The sequence below is a fragment of the Alteromonas sp. 4NS20-0143 genome, assembly GCF_057542855.1.
The window spans coordinates 56,761-79,178 of sequence record NZ_BAAJLR010000013.1; the positions used below are offsets into that span (position 1 = coordinate 56,761).

Sequence of the window (22,418 nt, forward strand, 5' to 3'; positions counted from 1 at the left end):
TTTAGCGCAATGAAAACAGCACAGCGTATCTTGCTTACTGCCTTGGCGATGTTTAATGAGCACGGAGAAAACTCCGTCACGAGTGTCGATATTGCCATCGAGCTCGATATAAGCCCTGGCAACCTTTACTATCACTTTAAGGGTAAAGAAAGCATCGTGGTGGCGCTGATGAAAATGCACGAACAGCAAATGCAGGCATTACTGACCCAAGACAAGCTCGATACCTTAAGTGCAGAAGAAATAATGTACTACCTGTATTTGCTTGTCGATAGCATTCACGTATTTCATTTTTTATATAAAAGCCCCGCTGACTTGGCAGAGAAATACCCACAGATAGTGAAGCGTCGGCAGCATATTTTGGCCAATCTTAAACGTCAAATCACATTTCTATTCGAATCGTTAGTCAAGCAGAAGGTGCTGATTGCTACCGACGCCGATCGCGTTTTATTGGTCGAGCTTATACTGCTCATCATTACTCAGTCTTGTCAGTTCGATGAATTAAACAGTCATATGGATGATGAGACGCAACGCTTTCACGCTTTATCGCTCATGATGGTGAGTATTCTTCCGCGACTTGCTATGAATGAAGGTGAAAAGGCAAAACTGGTTGCCATACTCAATTCCCACGAGTTTGCCAATAATATAAAAAGCGAATCACCACTTTACGCCGTTAACGGGGATAAATAATGTCAAAAACCCTTAGTTTCTTAGACAAATCGTTCTGGATAACGGAATCGGATGAAAACCCAAAGCACGTAGCGTGTCTGCAGCTACTAGCGCTCCCTAAAAACGCCGATAAAAAAACCTACGTACCGACACTGTTTAATGAGATAAAAAGCTACACTCGGGCTACATCGCCTTTTAGTTGCGCAGTGAAAACCTTCCTTGGATACCCCATTGGGTTCAAGCCGGTGAAAAAGCTGCACATGGATTACCATGTGCAAATTCACCGGGTAGCAAATGTGCAAAACAGAGAAGCCCTCGACGCCTTTGTCGCCCGTCTTCACGCCTCCCGTTTAGACCCCGACAAGCCCCTTTGGCAATACCATTTTATTTTTGATGAGATTAGCGACACCTTTGCCATTTATGCCCGCGTACATCACATGTATGGCGATGGCACCACGTTAGTTCGCTGGTTCCAAGCGGGCTATGTCTCACACTCTACTGACGGCAAATTTACGCCCATTTGGGCAACTAAGCGGCTTAGAAATAAAAAGCGGGATCCGATCAGTCTGGTGAAACGTCTTGTTGGCGTGGGATATGCTCTTAAAACCGTATTTGATTTGTTGGTTATTTTTGTCCGAATCTTTATGAAGCTGCTTAGAGTTAACCCGCACTATATGCCGGTGCCGTTCACCGGTACCAAAACCATGCTTACCGGGCAGGTTAAAGCGGGAAGGGCAGTGGCAACTGTCGATTTAGATTTTAAACGGGTAAAAGCATTAGCGCGGCGCACCCGATCTACTGCAAACGAAGTGTTGTTGTGTGCATTTGATATTGGTGTACACAAACTGCTAAAAGAGCACGGCCAGGTCTTTAAAAAAGCGCTGTACACCAATATGCCAATTAACCTTCGCAAACCAGGTGAAAAAACCACCGGCAACAAAATCGCGATTGTTCCGGTAAAGCTCGCCCATGGCGAAAACGATCCTTACCTTAGGTTAAGACAAATTGTGGTAAACCACCGCATAGTAAAACACGCGGCTCAGCATGCCCGTCCGGCTGCGTTTAGTGGCTACACGATTGTTATTCAATCGATGGCATTGGTTTTTGAGTGGCTGCGCTTATCAAACGTGGTAAAGCCCATTGCCAATATACTTATTTCTAATGTGCCGGGTCCTAAAGAAACGCGATATTTAAAAGATGCCAAGCTACTTGCCTGTTACCCCATATCAACAATGACACCGGGTGGCGGAGTGAACATTACTTTTATGACCTATGCCGACACCGCCAACGTGGGTCTTGTGTGTTGCAATAAAAACGTAGAGTCTCTGCAGCCACTCGCTCTTTATGTGAAAGAGGCCTTTGATATGCTAGAGGCAAGTGTGGATGACCCTAGATTAAACATTGATGATATTGGTGAACACATCGATAAAGTGCCGCTTTCTATAGTGACTGACCATTAGGGCTATGTTGATTAAGCGCCAGGGTTATGTTGATTAACCGATGCATTGATTAAGCGCTTCGTTAGACGAGATAAAAGCGAAGTCGGTCGTCTTCTACGCGCACACTTTTGCCAACCCGTGCAAACAGGGCCTCGCGCCAATGCGACTCGCGCATGGTATGACTCAGATTAGCAGTATTAAGCTCACTTTGAATGGCTTGGTTAATTTGCGGTTTGTGATAGTCCAATACTGCTTGTTTAGAGCCTGATAAATAGAGCTTTAAATATTCAGCAGCCACATCTGACGTGCCAACGGTAAACAGAGACATTGCCGAGCGCAGTGACGATGTCACTAAATTATTAATGCCCTGCGGAAAGAATTTATTCAAGAGGTAGCGAGAGTCTTGTATCAGCGCGTAATTGTCATTGACCAGTGTGATGGTGTCGATATTGACGTGGGTGAGTAATACGGTTTTACTTATTTCATCGTATTGGGGCGTTGCGCTTGATACAACCACAAGGTGCGCTCGATACAATGTGTTATTAGCCACGTCGATATTAATAGTGGCAAGACACTGAAGCACCAGTTTATTATTTTCATTATCGAAGGCTATTTCGCCCTCCTGAACGTTGACCGAGCCAGTACCAATAGGAATATTAAGTGGAAAACGGTGGGGGAAGAGGTCGGCTATTAACTCGTGAAGTTCTTCTTTTGTGAAGTCATCAAAGCGCAGTTTACCGAGTTTGATAAGCAGTCTAGCAATGAGTAGCTTACACCTGTCTTTAAGCGGCATGGGCGATGGTTGACTGTCGATTGACGGTGAAGAGAGAGGCATAGCGACGGTGTAGACCTTTGTATTAACACTGAGAACACTTCAAGACTATTATGTTTTGTGAAAGTTACAACATAAAACTTTCCCGAAGCACGGCTAATTTGCTAATCTGGTCTTACCACAACCTTTTATTAACAATTAGAGCGTTAACAGCTAAGCCGTAAATAACTAAGCCGTTAATAAATAGACCATTAATAAATAGCGCAGTGCGGAATACAAAGATAGACGCGTAGCGTTCTACTCATCCCGTTTTTGGAGCAGTGACTATGAGTGAAATACAAGGTAAGTACGACTACATCATTGTAGGAGGAGGCTCTGCGGGAGCGGTGTTAGCGACTCGATTGTCTGAAAATCCGGCCCTTGATATTTTACTTATCGAAGCGGGCGCAAAAGACACCAACCCTATGATCCACATTCCCTTTGGCATTTCCTTGTTAAGTCGCTTCGAAGGCATTGGTTGGGGATATCACACTGCACCGCAAAAAGAGATGTACGACCGAGAACTCTTCTGGCCTCGGGGAAAAACCCTAGGCGGCAGCAGCTCTGTTAATGCTATGTGCTATATACGAGGCCAAGCCGAAGATTACGATCGCTGGGCGTTTGAGGAAGGCGCGGTGGGGTGGTCGTTTGACGAAGTACTGCCTTACTTCAAACGCGCTGAAAACTTTGAAGAAGGGGCTGATGAGTTCCATGGCACAGGTGGTCCACTTAATGTGAGTAAGCTTCGTCATACTAGCGTGCTCTCCGATGCTTTTGTTGGCGCAGCCTCCTATGGTGGCTATCAGCAAATCGATGACTTTAATCGCGACCACCGAGAGGGTATAGGTTATTACCACGTTACTCAGGTTAACGGGCAGCGTTGCTCTACGGCGAAAGGCTATTTATCACAAGCAAAACACCGTAATAATCTCACTGTGCTCACCAAAGTGGCTGCTGAAAAAGTTGTGTTAAAAGACAAACGCGCGGTGGGGGTGCAGGTAAGAGAAAAGGGCTCTGTGGCCACGTATTTTGCCAAAAGTGAAGTGATCTTGTGCGGCGGTGCAATTAATTCACCGCAGCTGCTAATGCTCTCAGGCATTGGTCCTCGCCATGAGTTGGAAGAGAAAGGTATTTACGTCCACCAAGATTTACCTGGCGTGGGCCAAAATCTGCAGGACCATCTCGATGCAATTGTGCAGTTTACCTGTGAGGCTCGTGAAGGGTATGCCGTTGCCGCAGGTGCACTGCCTAAGTACGTTAAAGCAACGGCAGAATATGCCCTTAAGCGCGACGGCATTTTTTCTTCCAACATTGCCGAAGCAGGTGGTTTTTTACGCTCGTCAAATGCAGGTGAATACCCTGATATTCAGCTTCACTTTTTACCCGCCATACTTAACGATCACGGCAGACAAGTTGCCTTCGGTTACGGTTACGGTCTGCACGTATGCTGCCTATATCCCAAAAGTCGCGGTACTGTATCGCTACAAAGCAATCACCCCGCAGACCATGCGCTTATCGATCCGAACTACCTCAGTGCGGTGGAAGATCAGCAGGTGATGATTGACGGGGTAAGAATTGCCAGAAAGTTACTTGCTGCTCCCGATTTCGAAAAGTTTAAGGGAAGTGAGCTATATCCAGGTGTTGAGGCAGAAACTGACGAAGAAATTTTGGAGTTTTTGCGAGAGCGTGCTGAAACTATCTATCACCCAATAGGGACCTGTAAAATGGGTAGCGAATCCGATGAGTTGGCCGTGGTCGATTCCCAGTTGAAAGTAAGAGGAATTGAAGGATTACGAGTAGTCGATGCGTCGGTTATGCCAAGTCTTATTGGCGGTAACACTAACGCACCTACGGTTATGATTGCAGAGCGAGCAGCCGACTTTATTAAGGCCACTCATGAAGGGCAGCCAATACCCATTCAAACTGCGTCGGCTTAGGGTTCGGTGTAGTAAAGCGCTCCTGCGCTTTAGGCTTTGTTCGACGCTTGCATAAATAAATCTGCAGCACAGTCACACATTTCTTGAATGTGGCTGCTGTCTGCATAAATACCATCTATCAACAGGCGTGCTATGCCGTGAAGTGTGCCCCACGTAACCTGTGCTAGTCGCAGAGCGTCTTGCTTGTCCGGCAGCAATCCCTTGTTTTGCCAAAATTTAGTCATCGTTACCTGAAACTGGAAACAGGGAAAGGCCACATCTTTTAAGTCGCCGGTGGCCGCGTTGTTCTGCCAAATGGTGCGGCCAAACATAAGTTCATACATTTCAGGGTTAGCTGCCGCATAGCCTACGTATTCACAAACGAACTCTCTAAAGCGTGCACTGGGTGTTTTTTCTTCTTGTTCGAATATGCGTTTTGCTGTTGAGTGCCAATCGCTAAAACCCTTTGCGGCAATGGCGCTAAGCAGTGCGCTTTTATCTTTAAAATGGTGATAGGGCGCAGTACGAGATACGCCTGCATCTTCAGCTAGCTTGCGTAAAGACAAACTATCTACCCCATGTTCGGATAAGCGCTTTGCTGCCGCGTTTAAAAGGGCAGTGCGAAGGTCTCCGTGATGATAAGACTGGGCCGCACTTGATACTGGGCTTGATACTGCATTTGAAATTGTATTTACCGCTGCATCTGTTGCTGAAGTAACCACGTCGTCTGCCTCCCTCGTATCCGTCACACTTACTGCACTCATCGCTGTAGTCTCATTCTCTACGCACCTTCTATTTGCACTCTCTATTTAATGTGTATTCGGTTTTTGCTGCCTGCGGATTTTTACTCTTTCGTGATATCAAATATCTCGTGATCACTCATACAAAGATATGAACCGCCTCGCGGCATTCGCCATTTTACTCGATAGTTTTCTAAAAAGGCTACTTTATCTTGACACCGTCAACATAGCCTTTTATCTTGACGCTGTCTAGTTTGCAAAAATGTTAATAGGATTTTCACCATGGAGACACCGCAAACCATGAAATACTCTACGCTAGAAGTTAAATACGAAGGGCTGATTGCACATGTTGTGCTTAATCGTCCAGAGGCGATGAACAGCATGAACCCGGCGTTTTGGACCGAGTTCCCCGCGGCCGTTCGTGCCATCGATGACGAAGCCAAAGCGCGGGTCATTATAGTGTCGTCAACAGGCAAGCATTTTTCTGCTGGTATGGACTTAGCGGTGTTCTTGAATATGAAGGAAGATTTTAAAGGCGATCCTTCTCGTCGTGCAGAGCGCATGCGACGCACAGTAAAAATGCTGCAGGACAGCTTTACTGCTATCGAAGAGGCCCGTATGCCAGTGATAGGTGCTGTGCAAGGCGGCGCCATTGGCGGTGCGGTAGACTTATTAAGTGCGTGTGATATGCGCTATTGCACTAACGATGCCTTCTTTTCAATCAAAGAAACACAGCTTGGTATGACTGCCGATGTAGGTACCCTTCAGCGACTGCCTAAGCTAATTCCCATTGGCATGGTTAAAGAGCTTGCGTATACGGGGCGAAACTTTGGTGCGCAAGAAGCGCAGCAGCTGGGTTTCGTGAATGAGGTTTTCGAAAGCCAAGACGCAATGCTTGAGGCTGTCTCTAAAGTGGCTCAGCAGATAGCGGCGAATTCACCCCTCGCGGTATCGGGCACCAAAACCATGATCAACTATGCTGTCGAGCACAGTGTTTCAGAAAGCTTAGATTATATGGCGACATGGCAAGCTGGCATGTTTCATATGGAAGACGTATTTACTGCGATGGAATCACAGAAAGCGCAGCAACAGCCAGAATTTCCGCCGCTACATGGCGCTGTAAAACAAATGAAATCGTAGTTTCAGCAGGCACTGATAACAACATTATTACGACTCTAATTTCAGGAATAGACTATGAACCAGACCGTTACCGACCATACTGTATATCCTCACCTATTTCGTCCTCTCGATTTAGGCTTTACCCAATTAAAGAACCGCGTGATCATGGGCTCAATGCATACCGGCTTAGAAGAGCTTCCTGATGGTCACAAACGCATGGCGGCATTTTACGGTGAGCGTGCTCGTGGCGGTGTAGGACTTATCGTAACGGGCGGCATCGGGCCAAATGAAGAGGGTTCAACCCATCCATCTACGGTTCGCCTTGATACTGATGAAGCCATTAAAAACCATAAAGAAGTGACCGATGCCGTGCATATCGCTGGTGGCAAAATTTGTATGCAAATTCTGCATACCGGTCGCTATGCGTATGGTCCTAAACTGGTTGCGCCTTCAGCGGTGCAGGCACCCATTAATCCGTATAAGCCTAAAGCTCTTGAAGCGGATGAAATTGAAAAGCAGATCAACGACTTTATAACCACCGCTACTCAAGCTCAGCGCGCAGGCTACGACGGCGTAGAGATAATGGGCTCTGAAGGCTACTTTTTAAATCAGTTTATTGCCCGTAGAACTAACCATCGCGATGATGAGTGGGGCGGTGAATACGAAAACCGTATTCGATTGCCAATTGAGGTCGTTCGCCGAGTTCGCGAAGCCGTAGGTGAGCGTTTTATTATCATTTACCGTTTGTCTATGCTGGATTTAGTGGAAGGCGGCTCTACTTTCGATGAAGTTGTGCAGCTAGGTAAAGAAATCGAAAAAGCCGGTGCAACTATTATCAATACTGGCATAGGGTGGCACGAAGCGCGAATTCCAACCATTGCCACTAAAGTACCCCGCGCAGCATTTACCTGGGTGTCGGCGAAATTCCGCGAGCAGCTGTCTATTCCTCTTATTACGTCAAACCGCATAAACACGCCCGATGTGGCTGAAACCGTGCTTGCTCGTGGCGATGCAGATATGGTGTCCATGGCTCGCCCATTTCTTGCAGACCCTGACTTTGTGCGCAAAGCTCAGCAAAATAAAGCGGATGAAATTAATACCTGTATTGGTTGTAACCAAGCCTGCTTAGATCATGTATTTAGCGGCAAAATGACCAGCTGCTTAGTAAACCCCCGTGCGTGTCACGAGCTAGAGCTTAATGTAAAACCTGCCGACAACAAAAAACGGGTAGCGGTTGTAGGCGCTGGGCCTGCGGGTCTTGCAGCTGCGGTCACATCAGCTCAACGAGGCCACGATGTCGTTATTTATGATGCCGCAAGTGAAATTGGTGGGCAGTTTAATATTGCCAAGCAAATTCCTGGCAAAGAAGAGTTTTATGAAACCCTTCGTTATTTCGCCCGTCAAATAGAGCTACACGACAACATTACCTTGAAACTCAACACCCGTGTTGACGCCTCAACCCTAAACGACGAAGGGTTTGACGATGTGCTCGTGGCAACAGGTATCAAGCCAAGAATGCCAGCTATCGAGGGTATTGAACACAGCAAAGTGATGTCATACGTTGATGTGTTAAGAGACAAGAAACCGGTAGGTAACAAAGTGGCTATCATTGGCGCCGGTGGTATTGGTTTTGATACTGCAGAGTACCTTTCACACGGAAAAGAAACCCCAAGCTTAGACATTCCGGCGTTTATGAAAGAGTGGGGCATTGATATGACAATGACAGCGCGAGCGGGAATTGAGGGAATGAAACCTCAGCCTGAGCCATCGCCTCGTGAAATATTCTTGCTGCAACGTAAGTCGTCGAAAGTGGGGCGTGGCTTAGGTAAAACCACTGGCTGGGCGCACCGAGTTGGTTTGCTAGCAAAAGGGGTTACTATGATCCCAGGCGTTACCTACGATAAAATTGATGATGAAGGGCTACACATTACCGTAGACGGTAACAGCCAAGTATTGCCTGTAGACAATGTCATCATTTGTGCAGGGCAAGAGCCATTGCGAGATATTGTTGAAGGGCTAAAAATGCCTTATCACTTAGTGGGCGGTGCAGATGAGGCTTTAGAGCTTGATGCCAAGCGCGCTATCGACCAAGGTACAAGAGTGTGCGCTGAGGTGTAGTTATCACCTTTGTTGCAGCATAAAAAAAAGGAGCCTTAACATTTGGCTCCTTTTTTATTGCCTGTTGTCTCGTCCTGAAATACTTAAATGGTTGCTGCCCGTGTTTTTGTGAGCCAATTTTGTAAGCCTCTACATCAAAAGCTTTTCCAAACAGCCTTCCCAAACAGCTTTCATAAAACAGGTTTTATAAAGCTAAGCATTACTAAGCGATAGATGAAAATGCAAGCCAGTCTTTATACACCGCGTCCAGTCCTTGTTTTGTAATTGCATCAACGACTTGTTCTACAGGCCGGTTATCATCAATATCAAATTGACTAAGGGCCTCAGTGGGTTGGCTGTAGCCTCCGGGCTGAGTTTGCGATGCCGCTGACATACTGGTTATACCTAATGAAAGCGCGCCGTCTCTAAACCTTGCCGATTCCCGAGTTGATAAAGACAGTTCGGCTTGAGGGTTAAATAATCGGTGTGCACAGATAAGTTGAAGCAGCTGCTTTTCGTCTGGAAGTTGAGCGTTTTGCAGCTGGTTTGCGCCGCCTTCGCAGCGCCTAAGGCGAGGAAACGAAATTGAAACACGACTTCGCCAATAGTGTTGCTGTAGCAGCTGGCCATGGAGCGCTGTCATTACGCTGTCTACACGCCAATCTCCTAAGCCAAGTAGCGCACCAATACCAATTTTGTCGATGCCTGCTTTACCAAGACGATCGGTGGTTTCTAGTCGCCACAAAAAATCCTGCTTTTTGCCTCGTTGGTGATATTTAGCGTAGTACTGCGGCGAGTAGGTCTCTTGATATACCAATACCGCGTCTAAACCTAGCGCTTTTAGCTTGGCATAATCATCAAGCTTTAGCGGCTGCACCTCCATCATAAGGTAACTCACACTATGTCGTATTGCCTTAAGCACACGCTCAAAATAGTGAACACCCACCTTAGTTTCGTGTTCACCTGTTACCAGCAATACATTGTCGAAACCCATATGCTTAATGGCACTTATTTCGTTTTGTATCTCATTGGTATCAAGGGTGGTGCGCTTAATCTTATTGCTCATAGTAAAGCCGCAGTATGTGCACTCATTGGCACATAAGTTAGACAAATACAAAGGCACGAACAAGCTCATGGTATTGCCAAATCGATGGCGAGTGCGCTGCTGCGACAGCGCGGCCATGTCTTCTAAATAGGGCAGCGCGGCGTGAGAGATAAGCGCCATAAAGTCATCGATATCAAGGGTGTGCTTAGTGAGTGCGCGCTCCACATCTTTTGCCGTTTTAGCATTAAGTGATAAGGCGATATGGGCTAAATCTTGCTGCAATAATTGTCGGGCTACGTCCATTTACAACTCCAAAAACGAGGTTAAAGGGCTGGTAGCAATACTGCGGTCTTTGGGCGCCCCTAAGCCTGCTTCAAAAGCCTTACGTCCAGTTTCAACCGCACACTTAAAAGCCGCTGCCATGGCAATAGGCTTATTTGCGGTGGCAATGGCAGTATTCACTAATACCGCATCTACCCCCATTTCCATGGCCGCCATTGCGTCGCTGGGTTTGCCAATGCCGGCATCAACAATAACGGGCACTTTTGCCTGCTCAACAATAATGCGAAGAAAAGGTTTTGTCTGTAGCCCTTGATTACTGCCAATAGGCGCACCTAGTGGCATAACCGCTGCGCAGCCAACCTCTTCTAGCCGCTTACACAGCACGGGGTCGGCACCGCAATAAGGCAGCACGTGAAAGCCTTTTTTAACCAGAGTCTCTGCCGCCTTTAATGTTTCGATTGGGTCGGGGAGCAAATAGCGTTGGTCAGGGTGAATTTCCAGCTTTATCCACTGACTGCCTATTGCCTCAAAGGCAAGTTCAGCGGCAAAAACCGCTTCTTCGGTAGTTTTCGCCCCTGATGTATTTGGCAACAGGGTAACACCCAGCTTTCGAAGCAGAGCCAGTGTTTCATCATCACTACTACTCCTTCCACTGCTATGCCCTTCACTAAACGTAACGCGCTTCATCGCGAGCGTGACCATGTCGCTTCCGGCTGCAGAAACCGCATCATGCATGGTATTAGCGCTACTAAATTTGCCTGAGCCCGTGAGTAACCGAGAAGAAAACTCATGATTTGCGAGTGTAAACATGCTTATCCTCCCGCCACTAAGGTAAATATATCAACGCTATCCCCATCGTTAAGATGGGTAAGAGACCACTGCGACTTACTTAAAATAGCGCGATTATAGGCAACTGCAGTACCTTCAACGTTTGGCGCATAACCATGCACTATTTCACCAACAGAAATGGGGCTTTCACAGGTTTGAGATTGGTTGTTTAAAACGATAGTGATTATTGTCGTTTCAGCGCTGGCAGCGTTTTTGACAACGCCAGTGTGGACGTTATTAGATTGACGACTAATTGAATTCATTGACATACCTTACAATCTGGTGAGGGAGGTAAATGGAAAGACTGAATGGTGGCATTAACTGCGTTGCCTACGATATAGCGCCCCCATTGAATTTTTGCCAAGTGCCTTTTGGCCAAAAAAAGTAGGGCTTGCGTTGCTTGATGGCAGGCGGCAATTCCCACGACAGGGCCTAAAACGCCCTGGCTTTGGCAGTCTTGGGTTAAATTAAGCTGTGCCACTAGGCAGTTATAACAGCCGCAGGGGGGATCGAGGTTGCGGCCAACGTTGTTTGTCGGGCTATGGTAATTAGCTAGGTCGGCATGATTAGTCGGGCTAGTAAAATTAGCCTGGTTTGTATCATGAGTCTCGCCAGTACAAGCAGAGCCGGGGGGTAACTGATGTGCCGAAGTAAGAAAGGAATGGCAGGGTAAGTTTATCGCCTGCCAAGAAAATCCGCTGGCTGCTGCAATAAAAAGCGGCTTTTTAGCTGCAACGCAGGCGGCGTTAATGTCTTTTCTTATAGTCACCGAGTCGGTGCAGTCGAGCACACAGGTCGCGTTATCAATAAGCTGTTGAAGGTTACGCTTATCGGCAAACACGCTTTTTGCTTTTATGTTGATGTTGGGGTCGACTTTATGCAGTTCGCGACTTAGCGCCTTGCTTTTTAAATCCCCTAAGTGGGTTTCATTGTAACTAACCTGACGCTGTAAGTTGGTCACGTCCACAACGTCGCCATCAATTAACGTAATATTGCCAAGGCCAGCACCCACTAAAAATCGAGAAGCCAGCGTACCTAAGCCGCCAAGGCCTATTACTACCGCATGGGAACGATGAAGGTTTGTTTGGCCTTCTTCATCAATTTCTTCTAGCAGTAGCTGTCGGCTGTAGCGTCGAATATCTTGTTTAGTTAACAAAGCCAGCCTCCTTTTGAAGGGTGTGATACGCGGCATGAGGGCAGGGGGCTTCGGTTATTGCCCTAACTACGGCAACATGGGTAACGCCTGTGTCGGCGACTGCTTTGCAGCGGGCGCTATTAATGCCGCCAATGGCTACAGTGGGAATATTGCCGCACAAGTCCACGTAATGTTTAAGGCGTTTAATGCCTTGTGGCATTGAGGGCATGTCTTTGGTTGTGGTGGCAAAAATATGGCCTAGCGCAATATACGAAGGCGCTAGTTTTTTCACTCGCTGAATTTCAGCATAACCATGGGTAGATACACCTAAGCGCAGGCCTGCTTTTTTGATTGCTTCAATATCTGCAGTAAAAAGATCTTCTTGCCCAAGATGAACACCATAAGCACCATGCTCAATCGCGAGCTGCCAATGATCGTTGATAAAAAGCTGACATGATGTACCTTTTGTCAGCGCCACAGCTCGTTGTATCTGTTCACTAATGCGCTTGTGATTAAAGGCCCCTTCATCCTCTTTTATACGCAGCTGAATAATAGTGACTCCTGTAGGCAGAAGTGCGTCTATCCAATCAGCACTATCAACTACGGGGTAAATATCATGGTTGCAGTTTAGTAGTGGTAAGAACGGTTCTGTATGGCTCTTGTGCGGATTAACTGTGGCTTCATTTTCGCTATCGATTTTATAAGCGGTTGCATCAGCACTCACATCAGCACTCGCATGCGTACTTGAATAAGCACTCGCATGCGCACTTGAATAAACACTTGTAAAAGCATTTGAACTAACGCCAGTACAAGCGCTAAAGCTAGAGCCGTGCAAAGTGTCACCGTTAATAAAGTTTACCGTGGGGAAGACGCATGGTTTCTCGGGAAAGCCTGCTAATTTAGGCGCATAAGGCGCATTAAGCGGGTGTTGCTGGCTGGGCGTGAGTGAATTTTGAGCGCTTGGTATTGAAGGCGCTGAAATGTCCCGAACATTTTTTACATAGGCATTGGCCAGCGTTAGCGCATCATTAATGCAATAGCCCTTTGCGACACATGCTGCAATAGCACTGGTCTGCATGCAGCCCGTTCCTCGCAGTTCGCTGTGCTTTGCTCTTGGTTGAGAGAAGGCTACTGCTTCGTTTTGAGTGAAAAAAACATCGGTAGCATCGTGCTGCCAATGGGCATGGCCCCCTTTTACTAAAACGCTTTTCGCGCCGAGGTTCATTAACGTACGTGCGGCGTTTAGAACATCCTTCTCACCGTTAACTCCTTGAACAACAGCACCGCCTACAGCAACTGCTGTAAGGCTTGTTAATTCACTTATGTTGGGTGTTACTAAATCGACAGAACAAAGCAGTTGCTTGATGGCATTTTCGCTAAGTTCACCTAATTTGCCTTTAGATGAGCTAAACAATACTGGGTCCCACACAATAAAAGGGCGCGGGGTATCAAGGGTTTCAATCAGCGCGTGGAGTAAATGGGCTTGTTCATCGTTCGCAATAGCGCCAATTTTAATGCATGCGGGCAGTCCGTCGTTTGCTATTAGTTGCCACTGTTCGTTAATCAACGACAGCGGCATAGCCGCACTGCTTAACATTGTGTTATGAGATTGCGCCGACACCAGTGTCACAATGGCGCAGCCATGTACGCCCAAGTCGGCAAGTGTAGCAAGGTCGCGGGTAACACCCGCGCCGCCACTAGAGTCTGTGCCGCCCACGCACCATACTATTGGCGAGCAGGCTGTTTCTAGTTCACTCATGGGTTAGCCTACTGTTTTATCAGCACGGTGATACAGCTCGGCGCCGCTCTCATTAAACGCTTTCGCCATATCTTGCATCCCTTGCGTTTTTTCTTGTTGTACTTCCAGAGCTTCTTGTTTGGCTGTCTCTTGTTCAGCCTTTTGTCCAGCCTCTTTAGCTTGCTCTTTTGCTGATTCTTTTGCCGACGCCTTAGCTACTTCCCGCACCTCTTGAGATATTTTCATACTGCAAAATTTAGGGCCGCACATAGAACAAAAGTGAGCTACTTTACCCGATGCTTGGGGCAAGGTTTCATCGTGATATGCACGAGCGGTGTGAGGGTCGAGGGCAAGGTTAAACTGATCTTCCCATCGAAATTCAAAGCGGGCTTTAGACATGGCATTGTCCCGAATTTGAGCACCTGGATGGCCTTTTGCTAAATCGGCTGCGTGGGCCGCTATTTTGTAAGTGATAAGCCCTTGCTTCACGTCTTCTTTATTGGGCAAGCCCAAATGTTCTTTAGGCGTTACATAGCAAAGCATTGCGCAGCCATACCAGCCAATCATTGCTGCGCCTATGCCTGAAGTAATGTGATCGTACCCCGGAGCAATGTCGGTCGTTAGAGGCCCAAGGGTGTAAAATGGCGCTTCATGGCAATGGGTAAGCTGCTCTTCCATATTCGCTTTAATCATGTGCATTGGCACATGACCTGGGCCCTCAATCATCACCTGAACATCGTATTTCCATGCAATTTTAGTCAGCTCACCAAGGGTATGAAGCTCGGCAAACTGGGCTTTATCATTGGCATCGGCAACGCTTCCAGGGCGAAGGCCATCGCCTAGGGAAAGTGACACGTCGTACTGAGCGCAAATTTCACAAATTTCGCGAAAGTGTTCGTACAAAAAGCTTTCTTTATGATGGCTTAAACACCACTTTGCCATAATTGAACCACCGCGAGACACAATGCCCGTAACGCGGTTGGCTGTAAGCGGCACGTATTCAAGCAACACCCCTGCATGAATAGTGAAGTAATCTACACCTTGCTCGGCTTGCTCAATAAGTGTGTCTTTAAAAATAGCCCAATCGAGATCTTCGGCCACGCCGTTCACTTTTTCGAGCGCCTGGTAAATGGGCACAGTACCTAACGGCACCGGGCTGTTTCTTAACAGCCATTCGCGGGTTTCATGAATGTTTCGGCCCGTGGATAAATCCATAATGGTGTCGGCGCCCCATCGGGTAGACCACACTAACTTTTCGACTTCTTCTTCAATGGAAGAAGTCACTGCTGAATTACCAATATTGGCGTTAATTTTCACTAAGAAGTTGCGTCCAATGATCATGGGCTCAAGTTCGGGATGATTGATGTTACAGGGAATAATTGCCCGGCCCGCCGCCACTTCTTGGCGAACAAATTCTGGGGTAATTGCGTCGGGTAGGAGAGCACCAAAGCTTTCGCCAGCGTGTTGCTGAGATAGCTCAGCCTGCTTTATCGATTGTCTGCCCATGTTCTCCCGAATGGCGATGTATTCCATCTCGGGCGTGATAATGCCTCTGCGAGCATAGTGCAGTTGCGTTACATTGTTTTGGGCTTTCGCCTTTTTAGGCTTTGCAGTGCGAACAAACCTAAAATCCTCAGTAAATAAATCCGCTTCTCGCGCTTTGGCAAAAGACGACGTTACACCAGGGAGCTCTTGAGTGTCGGCGCGGTTCTCTATCCATGGCGTGCGCAAGGCAGGCAAACCTGTGTGTACATCAATGGTTTCATGCGGGTCGCCATAGGGCCCTGAGGTATCATAAACAGGAATAGGAGGGTTAGGTTCTAAAAGTGGGTTTTCTTCTGTACCACCTATTAAACTGTCATGCTGGTGGATAAGGCGCATAGCAACTTTAATATCATTGCTACTTCCTATCTCATAGTGACGAGTAGAGTTTGGGTAAGCCTCACCGGCTAATTCATTGATAAATTGTTGTGCTTGTTGGCGCTGTTCGCGTCGTGTCGACATAGCATTTTGGCCTTCTTCAGTTGGCGTTAGATAAAATGCTTGTCAGGAGTGAAAAGGAAAATGAAGGCGAGGAAAGTACAAATAATTAGCACTCAATGTCATCGCCTTGGGCGACAGCCTTTGATAGCCATAATTTTGCGTACCGAGTGTGTTTACGCACCGAATTTACATAATATGTTTATCTTAGAAACAGTGATTTTATGCAAAATGGTTGTATACAAAGCCAACATTTTCTCTTGTTCCCTTCGCAGGTATTAGCCTGATCAGGTTCTACGGATCCTGCTTTCGCAGTCTCAGCTTACTGGGTTTCCAGTGAAGCACTCCGACAAGTAACTGAGGTATTACTATATGATCACATCAGAGGCGATTACAAGCGCAGTGTTAATGCACTAAGTGTCATAATGAGGTTGGTTTTTGAAATTTACAGGCAATAATGAAGTGCCGAAGTTTCGTTAAGGTGCAGTTAAATATTTGTTTATTAGTGGTTTTTCATTTTGGGTGAGGCTATTCTCCAGCGTGATTACATTTCCTTTAAATAAAGCTGATTTCAATTAATCCATCTGGAATAAAGCCATCTGCAACAAAGATATCTCCAATAATGCCGTCTCCAATAAAGTCATCTGTGCTAAAAATAACAGTGCTCACTAGCGCGACTTAACGCTTATTAAGAATGAGCACATCTTCTTTTGGCAGTATCGAAAAATCAAACTCACCGAGAATATTCATCCCCAATAGTCCATCTGCATCAGGCAGTGCTTCTTCAGGCAATACAATGGCAGAAACATCGTTAAACGTGTACCCAGCAAACCTAAATTCTGGAATTCGCACAAGGGGGGCTTCAACACTTCCAGAAGCCGTTTGAACATTGAAGATACCAATAAAGTTTAAGTTTCTCATCTTGCCTAAACGGGCATATAAATTAGATGAAATTGCCGTTGTACTTGCACCGGTATCGAGGATCATAAATGCCTGCTGGTTAAGCGCCACAGCGTTAACATGATACGAATTTCCAATGCGTTCTAGCTTCACGCGAACGTTGTTGCCTTCCTCTAAAAACGAGTCTTGAAGCTGGGGTTCGCCGGTGGTATCAGAGTCTGGTTCAGTAGCTGCTATCTGCTGATCAGACGCTATATCTCGAATAGCCTGCGCGTCGGGGTCGTTAAAGGGAAGGGCTGCTAATACGTCTTCCATTAGGGTAACTTTTAACTGATGGGCGTACGCGGTTGCTAAGTTAACGGTGAACGTTTTGTTATCTGGCACGCGCTGAAAAAGTGGTTCGTTAAGCTTTGCTACCAGCTCCCACTGATGACTGCGACTAAATTGCTGCTGTGCTTGCTGATACAAGGTTTGAATCTTTTCGTTTATTTCAATTAACGCTGTATTTGATAGGGGCAAATCTGCCAAATCATAATAGTTGAGTAGTGCAGTAGGTAACGGCTTGGTTTGTCTTATAAGCTCGGCCTCTAACAGCAATAAGGGCTCACTTAACGGCGTTACTCTCAGCTGTCTGTTGAGGGACGCAGCCAGTGCGGCCATATCACCACTGTGTAGTAACGCATTGAGCTCTGACAGTGAGCGCATTCCTTTTATCGATGCGCCATCTATGTTTCTATCATCTATGTTTCTGGCACCGTCGATACTATTGCTGCCACTGCGTTTATACACCCCTTCAGAGCGAGACCCGTTAGGCGAGCTAGCATCATCGTTTTGTGCTGCAAGGTTTTGAGTTAACGCATTCTTATTTAGGTGGGGATTCGACTGCGGAGAATTTGAAAAGCGCTGCCAAAGATAAACATTAAGCAGTAGCGAAGCGGTGAGCACAAGCAACAGTGTTATCAGCAGCATGCGGTTCATTTAACTCAGCCTGTAGAAAATGGTGCGATGAAGGTAAATATCATTTTGTTTCATATTTAATAGTTCGCAAGTCGCGTGTCTGGGGTAATGAATTAGGGTTTTGCAATGTCGCCGGTTGATATACAAGCAGTGTGATACGCATCAATAAATTGAGCGGGCATTCGCTTAGGCACTCCAGCATCAAGGCTAACGCAAACAAACGTGGTTAGCGCATCAAATACCGTTTTGTTACGTACAGGGCAAATAAATTGAAACTGACGAGTAAGAGTAAGGCGCTTATCGCATTGCACTATCCAGGTTGCGCATTCCAAGGTATCACCTAGGTGCGCGGGAAGGTGATAGTTGAGTTCATGCCGTTTAATCACCATGCCCCTATTTAGCGATTGGTAATCGGAAAATTGCAGGCCAAGGGCATTAGAATGGGCCCAGGCTAGCTTTTCTAACTGCGACAGGTAGGCCACGTTATTCACATGTTTGTAGTGGTCGATGTGAGTTTCATCAATATGCCAATGTTGAATAAATGGAGCATCATACACCCAGTTTAACGTATGCTCTGTCACGCTATTTTCCTTTCATGTTCATAGGCTTGCTACCTATTCGGTTTAAACCACTGGCAGCGGGTTATCTTCTGGCAGTGTGGTGTTTTCACTCAGTAATATTTCCATAAGCCTAGTTTCGCGTTCTAACACCGGCTGTATAAAGCTTTGAACATCACCTATTGCTTTAAATGCGTTGAACCCTCGGTCTAAGAATTCGTGTAGCGCGAGTAGCCCAGCCATTTTGGCAGGCCGCCGAGACATGGAAATTAGCATACCAATCCCTCGAACCTTGATGACATCGGCTAGTTGATCGCCAAGGTGTGAAATTATGGTGATTTGGCTTTCTCGGTCATCTTTTCGACCTACGCTTCTGTAGGCTTGCGCGTAAGAATCGCGATTAATCGGTTGTGTCGCAAAATGTTTATTTAAATATTGCGCCATTTCCATGTCTAAATCGAAAGACAGCGCATTTAACGACAGTGCGTCGTTCATGGCGTTCATCGCTTTTTCAGGAAGCACTTTGGCAAGTTTCGGGATCACCCTTACCAAATCGGCGTCTCGTTGACTAAAATCTTTGGGACCGTAAAGCTCTTCTACGAAAAAAGCCATCGCTTTTTGATAGCGCTGCTGTTTCGCAAGATCATCATGAGACACTAGAAGCCGCTGGCATTGCCAGTCTTGTAGTTGATGGATAAGCGCCATTAGGTCGAGTTTGTTTGCCAAGTCTCGCTGAGCATTTACTCGATGAATATGTTTAATGATCTCTTGCGCCAAAATTCTCACTCCATCGTCAAAGAGGGCGGTTAGTGTTGTAAACGTAGATTGACTCATGCGCGTCTAGCTTTCAAGTGAGAAGTCATTTCTTTACTGGTATAATCTCGCAAAATCAATCGCGTACTCAAAGTACGCATTCTCTACAGTCAAGAGTTCATCAAAGCTTTGAGATATTTCCTCTAAGCCACAAGAAGTAAGCGTGAGTTGAAATGAATACCTCTGTCCACCACAACGAATTAAGCGAAATAGACACCGATGTGCCAACGCTTATCGCGTTGTTCAATAGCACCTTTGCCGACTTCAACACACGATTGGTGCTTGGGAGTGATGAACCCATTTACCTGCCCGCGAGTAAGTATTGCAGCTATCACCAAATTGTTTTCGCAAACGGCTTTTTTTCTAGCGCACTACACGAAGTGGCGCACTGGTGTATTGCGGGTGAAAAACGCAGGCTGTTAGAAGATTACGGGTATTGGTACTGTCCAGATGGCAGAGATACACAGCAGCAGCTCGACTTTGAAAAGGTAGAAATAAAGCCCCAGGCTATTGAGTGGGCGTTTACTGAGGCCGCTGGAAGGCAGTTTCAGGTAAGCACCGATAACCTTAATGGAGCCGAGCCTGACCGAGAGGGGTTTACCGCAAACGTTGCAGCGCAGTTAGCGCACTATAAGCAAGTTGGTTTTCCCCATCGAGCCCAGCGCTTTATTTCGGCGCTCGCCACCACGTTTTCCGTTGACAAAAACAACGACACTTCATCAACTAAATGCATTGGAGATGACGCCGCATGAGTACCCCAATTTTTCGGCTAGGAATTATAGTAAACCCCTTTGCGGGTATAGGCGGCGCGCTTGCATTAAAGGGAAGTGATGGTGCTCAAATAAGAGAAAAGGCCCTCGCCATGGGAGCCGAGAAAAAAGCCAACGAAAAAATGGCTAAAGCGCTGAGTATTTTAGACGCGCTTTCAGGGCAATTTACGGTCCTTACCGCATCGGGCGAAATGGGTGAAAGCGTTTGTGCCTCTTTGGGAATTCCTTGCGAGGTTATTTATCACGCCCCTGAAGCTCAGACTGAGGGTGAAGATTCAGAAAATGCAGCCCATGCAATGGTAGAAGCCGGTGTCGATTTGTTGTTATTCGCCGGTGGTGATGGAACCGCTCGCAATATTTGTCGCGTTGTAGGCGAGGCTATTCCGGTGCTCGGCGTTCCCGCTGGATGTAAAATTCACTCTGGTGTTTATTGTGTTTCTCCAGCAGCTGCAGGGCAGGTAGTTAGTCAAATGATTGCTGGAGAGTTAGTCAGTGTCATGGACGCAGAGGTGCGCGACATAGATGAAGATGCCTTTAGAGGCGGTAAAGTCATTGCCAAGCATTACGGTGAAATGCGAGTTCCCGCCGAACTGACTTACGTTCAAGCAGTAAAAATGGGAGGCAAGGAAGACGAGGCTTTGGTGCTTGACGATATCTCTGCTTACGTATCGGAAATTATGGAAGACGAACCAGGCACCTTATTTGTGATGGGCTCTGGCTCAACCGTAGGCTCGGTTATGGAGTATCTGGGGTTAGACAATACGTTGCTTGGTGTCGATGTCATCAAAAACGGAGAGCTTGTTGCCAATGATGTGACGGCATCCGAACTGGTAGAGTTAACCCGTAACAAGCCTAGCAAGGTGGTACTTACCGTTATTGGCGGTCAGGGACACATTCTTGGGCGAGGCAATCAGCAGTTAAGTCCTGCTTTTATTCGCCAGTTGGGCAAAGAAAACATGATAGTTGTGGCAACCAAACAAAAGGTCCAAGCGCTAGAGGGCAAGCCCCTTCGGTTAGACTCTGGCGACCCACAATTAGATGAGGATCTTGCTGGAGCATTCACTATTATCACCGGCTATAAAGACAAAGTGTTGTACAACGCCCTGTAAAACGATTTGTAAAAACGAATTAAGCAATAACAAAGGAGAAGAGAGTGTTACCACCTGCTGCTGCACCACACGACGTGGTAGAAAAAATCGCAAAAATTGAAGCTGCACTAGATGATGTTGTTAATCATGGGGATGATGATGAGCTGTTTATCGCAAGTTATCTGCAGGGGCATTTTGCAGTAGAGTCTCGCCAATTAGAAATGAAAGAAAACGCAACCATGAACCAGCTTGATGAAAACATGACGACAAGCTTAGAGCACGCGTTTGCTAATAACGAGCTTGAACAAGACGATGCAAAACGTGTAAATGCATTATGGTCTCGCTTATTTAATGCTGTGTAAATTACATCACTCATGAACCACGGTAAAACGTGGTTTCGTGTTGCAAATGCACCCCAAAGGCAATGTAAATACACCTCAAAAATACCTTATTACCAGCGAGTATAGAAAGCTTACAGTAAACTGGCAGCGAACTAGCAAATACAAACCTGTTAATCCTACCTCTTAAAAAACGATTCTTTTTTCAACATGTTAGGTTATTAATCCAGCAACAATTACCGCATTTATTCATCTTGTGTTCAGATAACATCTATTATATTGTGCTCTCGTTTTTTAGAAGCATCGAATAGATAACGGTGCTAGCAATATAAAAAGGATTTATTATGTTTGTTACACGTGCAGCCCTTTGCGCCCTCGCTCTAGCTACTCCTACCGTATTTGCCGAAACTACGCCAATTAACCATGAAGTCAGCATTGGTTTCTCTGATGTCAGAGATGCAGATGATAATTTCATTGGTGCCAGCTACCGTCATTATTTTGATACGGTAAATATCGGCGAGCAGGCTTACGCAATAAGCCCATACCTTCAGCGCAGCAACAATGTATCGGTAGACTATTTCGGTATTGATAACATCGACCAGTTTAATGTTACTGGAGAATGGTTTTCACAAGACGATTTAGTGGTAAGAGGCCGTTACGGTAGAACGACTGACGACAACAGATTCTACGATGCAACTCTACAGCGCTTTGGCGTTGATGTTTCAAAGTTTGTTTCTGAAAATTGGGAAGTGGGAGCGGGCGTCGATTTTTACGATCTTGATGAAACCTTCAGAGCTTTTGATGGTGGAAGCGATGTGCAACGTTTTGGTGATTCTGAATTCAGTGCCAGTGTATTCGCTCGCTACACAAGCTTCGGTTTCAATCCTTCAAGCTTTAAACCTGGTTGGGATATCAAGCTTAAGGGTACGCACTTTGATGATGAGCTTACATTAGAAGTCGATGCTGATTACTACTTCAAAGCCAACTGGAGTGTAGGTGTTATGGCAATACACGAGAACAATGATCGTTTTGGTTCTGAAAACGTCATAGAGTTGGGCACTAACTATTGGTTTAATGCGCATTCATCAATTCGCATTGGTGCTGGTGTTGATACCGATGAAGGCACACTAGGCTCATTAACACTATTGGGTACATTTAGATTTTAAGCCTCACGAATTCTATTTCTTTCTAAAGCCTCG

General features: G+C 46.4%; 20 protein-coding genes and 1 riboswitch. Of the genes, 9 read left to right on the forward strand and 11 right to left on the reverse strand.

Going from position 1 to position 22,418, the window contains the following annotated elements; genetic code table 11:
* Positions 1–9: 9 nt before the first annotated feature.
* Both AC27HD_RS18050 and AC27HD_RS18055 read left to right on the forward strand, forming a co-directional pair.
* Entirely contained in the window at positions 10–687 is a 678-nt protein-coding gene (locus AC27HD_RS18050; RefSeq protein WP_032095961.1) for a TetR/AcrR family transcriptional regulator, read from the forward strand.
* Entirely contained in the window at positions 687–2,126 is a 1,440-nt protein-coding gene (locus AC27HD_RS18055) for a wax ester/triacylglycerol synthase domain-containing protein (RefSeq protein WP_032095962.1), read from the forward strand. The genes AC27HD_RS18050 and AC27HD_RS18055 overlap by 1 nt, the downstream gene beginning before the upstream one ends.
* Positions 2,127–2,187: 61 nt before the next feature.
* Here AC27HD_RS18055 and AC27HD_RS18060 read toward each other — a convergent pair whose 3' ends face one another.
* A complete protein-coding gene (locus tag AC27HD_RS18060; protein WP_235207825.1) occupies positions 2,188–2,940 on the reverse strand; it encodes a DUF1439 domain-containing protein in 753 nt (250 codons plus the stop codon).
* A gap of 263 nt (positions 2,941–3,203) precedes the next feature.
* On the opposite strand from AC27HD_RS18060, the gene AC27HD_RS18065 reads away from it, so the two are divergent.
* Positions 3,204–4,853 (forward strand): GMC family oxidoreductase, encoded by a 1,650-nt coding sequence (locus tag AC27HD_RS18065; RefSeq protein ID WP_032095963.1) that lies wholly within the window; start codon positions 3,204–3,206, stop codon positions 4,851–4,853.
* Positions 4,854–4,882: 29 nt separating this feature from the next.
* Here AC27HD_RS18065 and AC27HD_RS18070 read toward each other — a convergent pair whose 3' ends face one another.
* Positions 4,883–5,596 (reverse strand): TetR/AcrR family transcriptional regulator, encoded by a 714-nt coding sequence (locus tag AC27HD_RS18070; RefSeq protein WP_487107612.1) that lies wholly within the window; start codon positions 5,594–5,596, stop codon positions 4,883–4,885.
* 276 nt (positions 5,597–5,872) lie between these two features.
* Here AC27HD_RS18070 and AC27HD_RS18075 point away from each other — a divergent pair, with 276 nt between their 5' ends.
* Positions 5,873–6,712, forward strand: a complete 840-nt coding sequence (locus tag AC27HD_RS18075; protein ID WP_487107660.1) for a crotonase/enoyl-CoA hydratase family protein — start codon at positions 5,873–5,875, stop codon at positions 6,710–6,712.
* Positions 6,713–6,766: 54 nt separating this feature from the next.
* On the forward strand, positions 6,767–8,809 hold the full coding sequence (locus tag AC27HD_RS18080; protein ID WP_487107613.1) for an oxidoreductase: 2,043 nt from the start codon (positions 6,767–6,769) through the stop codon (positions 8,807–8,809).
* Between the two features lie 202 nt (positions 8,810–9,011).
* Here AC27HD_RS18080 and thiH read toward each other — a convergent pair whose 3' ends face one another.
* From thiH to AC27HD_RS18125, 9 genes are all read right to left on the reverse strand, one after another.
* On the reverse strand, positions 9,012–10,136 hold the full coding sequence (gene thiH, locus AC27HD_RS18085; protein ID WP_487107615.1) for a 2-iminoacetate synthase ThiH: 1,125 nt from the start codon (positions 10,134–10,136) through the stop codon (positions 9,012–9,014).
* Positions 10,137–10,925, reverse strand: coding sequence for a thiazole synthase (locus AC27HD_RS18090; protein ID WP_487107617.1), 789 nt, complete (start codon positions 10,923–10,925; stop codon positions 10,137–10,139).
* A 2-nt stretch (positions 10,926–10,927) separates the two neighbouring features.
* Complete coding sequence (thiS, locus tag AC27HD_RS18095) at positions 10,928–11,206, reverse strand: sulfur carrier protein ThiS (RefSeq protein ID WP_487107619.1); 279 nt, start codon at positions 11,204–11,206, stop codon at positions 10,928–10,930.
* A complete protein-coding gene (locus tag AC27HD_RS18100) occupies positions 11,203–12,099 on the reverse strand; it encodes a HesA/MoeB/ThiF family protein (protein WP_487107621.1) in 897 nt (298 codons plus the stop codon). Before AC27HD_RS18100 ends, thiS begins: the two co-directional genes overlap by 4 nt.
* Complete coding sequence (gene thiE, locus AC27HD_RS18105) at positions 12,089–13,837, reverse strand: thiamine phosphate synthase (RefSeq protein WP_487107623.1); 1,749 nt, start codon at positions 13,835–13,837, stop codon at positions 12,089–12,091. Before thiE ends, AC27HD_RS18100 begins: the two co-directional genes overlap by 11 nt.
* Positions 13,838–13,840: 3 nt before the next feature.
* Positions 13,841–15,820 carry a phosphomethylpyrimidine synthase ThiC gene (gene thiC, locus AC27HD_RS18110; RefSeq protein WP_487107625.1) on the reverse strand — a complete coding sequence of 660 codons (1,980 nt, stop codon included), beginning with the start codon at positions 15,818–15,820 and terminating at the stop codon, positions 13,841–13,843.
* Between the two features lie 223 nt (positions 15,821–16,043).
* A riboswitch (TPP riboswitch) is annotated at positions 16,044–16,155 on the reverse strand.
* 319 nt (positions 16,156–16,474) lie between these two features.
* Positions 16,475–17,674, reverse strand: a complete 1,200-nt coding sequence (locus AC27HD_RS18115; RefSeq protein ID WP_487107626.1) for a retropepsin-like aspartic protease family protein — start codon at positions 17,672–17,674, stop codon at positions 16,475–16,477.
* Positions 17,675–17,766: 92 nt separating this feature from the next.
* On the reverse strand, positions 17,767–18,234 hold the full coding sequence (locus AC27HD_RS18120) for an acyl-CoA thioesterase (protein WP_487107628.1): 468 nt from the start codon (positions 18,232–18,234) through the stop codon (positions 17,767–17,769).
* A gap of 42 nt (positions 18,235–18,276) precedes the next feature.
* A complete protein-coding gene (locus AC27HD_RS18125; RefSeq protein WP_487107662.1) occupies positions 18,277–18,987 on the reverse strand; it encodes an FFLEELY motif protein in 711 nt (236 codons plus the stop codon).
* 209 nt (positions 18,988–19,196) lie between these two features.
* Between AC27HD_RS18125 and AC27HD_RS18130 the strand changes: the two genes are divergently transcribed.
* The 4 genes from AC27HD_RS18130 (at position 19,197) to AC27HD_RS18145 (ending at position 22,385) form a co-directional block, all read left to right on the forward strand.
* Positions 19,197–19,775, forward strand: coding sequence for an elongation factor P hydroxylase (locus AC27HD_RS18130; RefSeq protein ID WP_487107630.1), 579 nt, complete (start codon positions 19,197–19,199; stop codon positions 19,773–19,775).
* Positions 19,772–20,902: an ATP-NAD kinase family protein gene (locus AC27HD_RS18135; RefSeq protein ID WP_487107632.1), complete on the forward strand. Its 1,131-nt coding sequence runs from the start codon at positions 19,772–19,774 to the stop codon at positions 20,900–20,902. Before AC27HD_RS18130 ends, AC27HD_RS18135 begins: the two co-directional genes overlap by 4 nt.
* 44 nt (positions 20,903–20,946) lie before the next feature.
* Positions 20,947–21,243: a YfcL family protein gene (locus AC27HD_RS18140; RefSeq protein WP_487107634.1), complete on the forward strand. Its 297-nt coding sequence runs from the start codon at positions 20,947–20,949 to the stop codon at positions 21,241–21,243.
* Positions 21,244–21,563: 320 nt separating this feature from the next.
* Positions 21,564–22,385, forward strand: a complete 822-nt coding sequence (locus AC27HD_RS18145) for a hypothetical protein (RefSeq protein ID WP_487107636.1) — start codon at positions 21,564–21,566, stop codon at positions 22,383–22,385.
* Positions 22,386–22,418: the final 33 nt, after the last annotated feature.

Coding starts and splice junctions, on each gene's coding strand:
- AC27HD_RS18050 (WP_032095961.1), top strand. CDS start 10: ATGAAAACAGCACAGCGTATCTTGCTTACTGCCTTGGCGATGTTTAAT.
- AC27HD_RS18055 (WP_032095962.1), top strand. CDS start 687: ATGTCAAAAACCCTTAGTTTCTTAGACAAATCGTTCTGGATAACGGAA.
- AC27HD_RS18060 (WP_235207825.1), bottom strand. CDS start 2,940: ATGCCTCTCTCTTCACCGTCAATCGACAGTCAACCATCGCCCATGCCG.
- AC27HD_RS18065 (WP_032095963.1), top strand. CDS start 3,204: ATGAGTGAAATACAAGGTAAGTACGACTACATCATTGTAGGAGGAGGC.
- AC27HD_RS18070 (WP_487107612.1), bottom strand. CDS start 5,596: ATGAGTGCAGTAAGTGTGACGGATACGAGGGAGGCAGACGACGTGGTT.
- AC27HD_RS18075 (WP_487107660.1), top strand. CDS start 5,873: ATGAAATACTCTACGCTAGAAGTTAAATACGAAGGGCTGATTGCACAT.
- AC27HD_RS18080 (WP_487107613.1), top strand. CDS start 6,767: ATGAACCAGACCGTTACCGACCATACTGTATATCCTCACCTATTTCGT.
- thiH (WP_487107615.1), bottom strand. CDS start 10,136: ATGGACGTAGCCCGACAATTATTGCAGCAAGATTTAGCCCATATCGCC.
- AC27HD_RS18090 (WP_487107617.1), bottom strand. CDS start 10,925: ATGTTTACACTCGCAAATCATGAGTTTTCTTCTCGGTTACTCACGGGC.
- thiS (WP_487107619.1), bottom strand. CDS start 11,206: ATGAATTCAATTAGTCGTCAATCTAATAACGTCCACACTGGCGTTGTC.
- thiE (WP_487107623.1), bottom strand. CDS start 13,837: ATGAGTGAACTAGAAACAGCCTGCTCGCCAATAGTATGGTGCGTGGGC.
- thiC (WP_487107625.1), bottom strand. CDS start 15,820: ATGTCGACACGACGCGAACAGCGCCAACAAGCACAACAATTTATCAAT.
- AC27HD_RS18115 (WP_487107626.1), bottom strand. CDS start 17,674: ATGAACCGCATGCTGCTGATAACACTGTTGCTTGTGCTCACCGCTTCG.
- AC27HD_RS18130 (WP_487107630.1), top strand. CDS start 19,197: ATGAATACCTCTGTCCACCACAACGAATTAAGCGAAATAGACACCGAT.
- AC27HD_RS18135 (WP_487107632.1), top strand. CDS start 19,772: ATGAGTACCCCAATTTTTCGGCTAGGAATTATAGTAAACCCCTTTGCG.
- AC27HD_RS18145 (WP_487107636.1), top strand. CDS start 21,564: ATGTTTGTTACACGTGCAGCCCTTTGCGCCCTCGCTCTAGCTACTCCT.